The 4132-nt window shown below is 64.1% G+C and carries 1 protein-coding gene and 3 pseudogenes; 2 read left to right on the top strand and 2 right to left on the bottom strand.

Annotated elements, in window-relative coordinates; all coding sequences use genetic code 11:
- Positions 1-85: 85 nt before the first annotated feature.
- Positions 86-1177 (bottom strand): annotated as a pseudogene (locus FGX59_RS36115) (IS256 family transposase); the annotation flags it as partial.
- A 1705-nt stretch (positions 1178-2882) separates the two neighbouring features.
- Between FGX59_RS36115 and FGX59_RS36110 the strand changes: the two are divergent.
- Both FGX59_RS36110 and FGX59_RS36105 read left to right on the top strand, forming a co-directional pair.
- Positions 2883-3317, top strand: a complete 435-nt coding sequence (locus FGX59_RS36110; protein ID WP_138473378.1) for a recombinase family protein — start codon at positions 2883-2885, stop codon at positions 3315-3317.
- A gap of 106 nt (positions 3318-3423) precedes the next feature.
- Positions 3424-3786 (top strand): annotated as a pseudogene (locus FGX59_RS36105) (IS21 family transposase); the annotation flags it as partial.
- A gap of 78 nt (positions 3787-3864) precedes the next feature.
- On the opposite strand, the pseudogene FGX59_RS36100 reads toward FGX59_RS36105, so the two are convergent.
- A pseudogene (locus tag FGX59_RS36100) lies at positions 3865-4132 on the bottom strand (IS1634 family transposase); the annotation flags it as partial.

Genomic DNA, 4132 nt, shown 5'->3' with positions numbered 1-4132 from the left:
TCCCGAAGCCCGCCTGACCGTCCCGTTGTGGCAAAACTCGCAATGCGATGCGAGCAATATCAAATGCTTATCGATTTTGACGTCGAACTTGGGGGGTCTTGATCCGGCGGCGGAATTCCTCGTTGAGGCGCTCTATCGCGTTGGTCGTCCTCGCGGATTTCCATTGCGACGGGTTGAGCCTGGTGAAGCTGAAGAGCCGGTCGCCCGCTTCTTCCAGGCTGTCGGCGACCGCGCGGCACTTGAGGCGCCATTTGCGCAGGAACATCTTCCGCCTGAGCTCCACCCCGGCGGCGGTATCGGCATAGATCATGTCGCGGTAGTCCTCGGTCAGCTCATCGTGCAGGCGCTTGGGCGCATGGCCGAGCAGGTTTCGATGCTTGTGGACCGTGCAGCGCTGGATGGGCAGGCCCTCGCCCCAGAGCGCCACAAGCGCGGCTTCGAGGCCGGGCGCGCCGTCGACGATCACGAATTCGGGCCGCTTCAGGCCGCGTGCGTCCAGCTCGTCGAGGAATTGACGCCAGGCAGCCGTGCTCTCGCCCCCCATATTCCTTATGGATAACAGCACCTTCTGGCCGTCTCGCCGTACGCCGATCGCCGCCAGCACAGAGATGTTCGTGGCCTTGCGATCCAGCCGGGTCTTGATGATGGTGCCGTCCAAAATGAGCCTGACGATATCCTCGCCGGCCAGGCTGCGGGAGCACCAGGCGTCCCAGTCGACCTGCACCTTCCGCCACGCCCGGCTCACCACGTCCTTGCTGACAGCGCCCTCGAACAGCCCGAACAGCGCCCGCTTCACCCGCCGCGTATTGGTCCCCGCCAGGTAGACTGCCGCGATCAGCGCCTCGGCCTTCTTCGTCAGCCGCTTGTAACGCGGCAGCGCCTTCGAGCGCCACTCGGTGGTCTTGCCCGCCTCGGCCTCGATCCGCGCGCGGGGAACACGCACCGTCTCGGTGCCGAAGGTGCCGGTAAGCTGCCGCTCGCGGTGACCATGGCGGTAGCCCTTCTGTGCAGCATCGCCGCGGCCATAGCGGCACCGCCCGATGAAGGCCTCGAGTTCTTCTTCGAACATCGCCTCGATGGTGGCGCGGACGGTCGCACGAAGGCGATCCTCGATCGGGTCGAACCCGGCCTCGTCGGCCGGTAGCGCAAAGCCCGCAGCGTCGTTAATCTCGGTCATGGCGTGATCTCCACGGCGGTTGCAGCCGCCGGTTGGGTGGGTGTCAGTTCACCCGGAGATTACGCCGCCATCCAATTTCCACCACTTCCGAGACACGACCGGCGAGTGATGGCTCCGCCGACATTGCCAACCAGTGTCAGGGCTCAGGAACCAGGCACCTGCGCAATCCTCCGTCCTGGTCCATGCCGCGTCGGCAGTGGAGGAGGCCAGCCAGGCGGCGATGAAACGCATGCCGTCCAGCCCGTCCGAAACAGAAGACAATGGAACAAGAGGGGTACCGCCGCGGATGACGGTCGCGAAACCGTCATAACGCGCAGAAAATGCTTCCAGATAGCCACCGAGGTGTCCCGGCGGTATCCGGCCGGGGATCTGCTCGCCGGGCAAAAGGCCCCCGTGGGTAAGTGTCTGTTTTAGCCGCGTCCGACTCGTCCCGAGGCCCCGACTTCTCCATATCGGGTTCCTTGATGGCGGGCCACAGGACCGAGAAAGGTTGCGCCGCGCCCGCCTGGAGCAACTCACTCGCTAGGCCAGTGTCAAGCGACCTGCCCCGAGCGCTCAATCGCATCGTCGAGGATTCGCCCTAGCCGCACTTGCGGCAGGCGGATTGCGCCTCATCTTCGTCGTCAACCGCCACGGCGGCTCGTCGCTACTTCCCCCTGCCCGGCTCCTCAAGCGAGTGGATCGGCAGGTGCAACCGGTCTTTGTTCACCCCCTGCTGGCGGCTGCCGCTGTGGACGATAGGATCCTCGAGATGCAGGCACGCAACCAGGTCACAGCCGACGCGCTCTTCGGGGCGGCACAGCGTTGGGCGATGCGGGTGCAGCTATCGCGGTCCCCTCCGGCGGCCGGGAAGGCTCGGATCCGGCTAGAAGAGTCCGGACAAATTGGGCGGACTAGCGCCTGGCGCAGGTCCTCGAGCGTGCACCATCCGGAGGAGCCGCGAGACATGGCGGCGCTTTAGTCTCAATTTTTTCCGCTATTCCGCCGCCTCCTGCGACGCCGGACATGTCCGGTAAGCTTCCCTTATCGGACATCACGTCCTTTCCCGGCAAAGGATGCGGAACATTCCCGTGAAACAGGTGAAGTTCCGGCCGGGAGACATCCGGATTCGCCTGAAAATGGTAGCCGGGAGACACATCCGGATCGACATCGCCTGCCCTTTCTCCGGGACTTTTGGCCGAAGAGCGGATTCAGGGTCACAGATCCCGATGCTTCGCCGCCCGATCCCGCGGGCTGAACTCCAGGCGGCGCCAGCCTGAGCACCGGCTCTCGCACCGATCCAGGACCGCATCTCGGGCATTCTGAGCCGGGCGGCACGGGCGTGCGGACCACTGGCCCCTGGCCGCTCCAGCCTCCCTCCCGTGTTGGCCCGGCACTCGCCTACGATCTGTATTATCCCGTGCTGATCTGCCTACGGCGAGACGCTCCCTCCCAGGTGCAATCTGTTCCACTTCGGGGAAAACTTTTCCGTCTAAAATCCGCGCGTCTCAGTACGATCTGTTCTATCATTGATCACCAGCGCGAGGCATCTTCATGGCACTGATCGGCTATGCTCGGGTATCCACCGAGGACCAGACTCTCGAGATCCAGGTCCGGGCAGATCCAGATGCGCAAGGTCGACGGCTGGGAAACCCTCTCGCAGCCACTCGAGCCCTTGGCTCTTGACCTCGCCGCCTGAACGGAGCCAATTTCACGTGCCCGGAGCATGTCGCTCGGCAATTTCCACCACATTCGCGACACGACCAAGCTGAAGAAACGGGGGGTAACGTTCAAGAGTCTGGCCGATCCGATCGACACGTCGAGTTCAGACGGCACCCTCACAATTCAGGTACTCGGGGCGGTTGCAGAGTTCGAACGGTCCCTGATCTCAGAACGGACCCGTGCCGGCGTCGCGAACGCGCGCGCCAACGGGCGGATGCCTGGCAATCCGAAGCTGCAGAACATCACCGAGCTGGATCGCATGAGGATGAGCCAGAGCCGCAAGGACGGCCACCTGGAGAGCCTGATCAATCGCGAGACCCGCTGGCTTCCAGAGGTCAAGAAAATGCGGCCGCAGAGCACTTGGGAGTCGGTCGCGCGGCAGCTCAACGAACGGCTGGCAAGGGAAGGCTGGCCGCCCAGTGAACACTGGAGCTGTTGATTTCCGTTGAGAACTGACCCGGGCAGCCCGGAAATTTCCACTGAGAACTGACCCATGTTTGAACTCGCCCCCGACTTGATCATCGGGGGTCAACGGAGTGATCGACATGGCAATTCCGAGCGTGATCCGACGCCGGGCATTGAGGGACCAGCTCTCGATCCGGGAAATATCCCGGCGTACCGGGCTATCCCGGAGCGAGGCGCGCGCCGCCACTGGTCCGAGGCCGCGCCGAGCGATCCGCAAGTATCTCGGGGCCGGGACCGTGGATCCGCAGTTCCAAGTTCCCGAGCCGCCGAGCAAGCTGGACCCCTACGCGGAAAAGCTGGCGGCCTGGCTGAAGACCGAGGCGGGCAAGCCGCGGAAGCAGCGGCGAACGCGGAAGCAGCTGCACGCCGAACTCGCAAGCCTGGGCTGCGAGGGTTCCTATAACCGGGTGGCCGCCTTCGCGCGGCGCTGGAAGGAGGAGCGGCACCCAAGTTCGACGTCAAAATCGACAAGCAATTGATATTGCTCGCAGCGCATTGCGAGTTTTGCCACAACGGGACGGTCAGGCGGGCTTCGGGAGCCCCAGGGCTTCGAATAGATCGAGCTGTTCGGGGATGCTCCTTGATAGGCCGGTGAAGGTCTGGTCGCCAATATGCGTCGTGTGCTTCTGGATACGCGCGAGCAGGTCGAGCGCGGTGCGAGGGCTTGCGGAATGGCCCTTCGCTTTCAGCCTCATGCGCATGACGCGGTAGAGGACCAGCGCCAGGAAGCAGATCAGCGCATGGGCGCGGATGCGGTCCGGCAGGCGGTGGTGGACGGGGGCGATCTCG

The organism is Poseidonocella sp. HB161398 (assembly GCF_005870025.1).
Classification (GTDB): domain Bacteria; phylum Pseudomonadota; class Alphaproteobacteria; order Rhodobacterales; family Rhodobacteraceae; genus Mangrovicoccus.
Note: the sequence above shows the minus strand (reverse complement) of the source record. Positions and strands in the feature narration are given on the sequence as shown.

Coding starts and splice junctions, on each gene's coding strand:
- FGX59_RS36110 (WP_138473378.1), top strand. CDS start 2,883: ATGTCGCTCGGCAATTTCCACCACATTCGCGACACGACCAAGCTGAAG.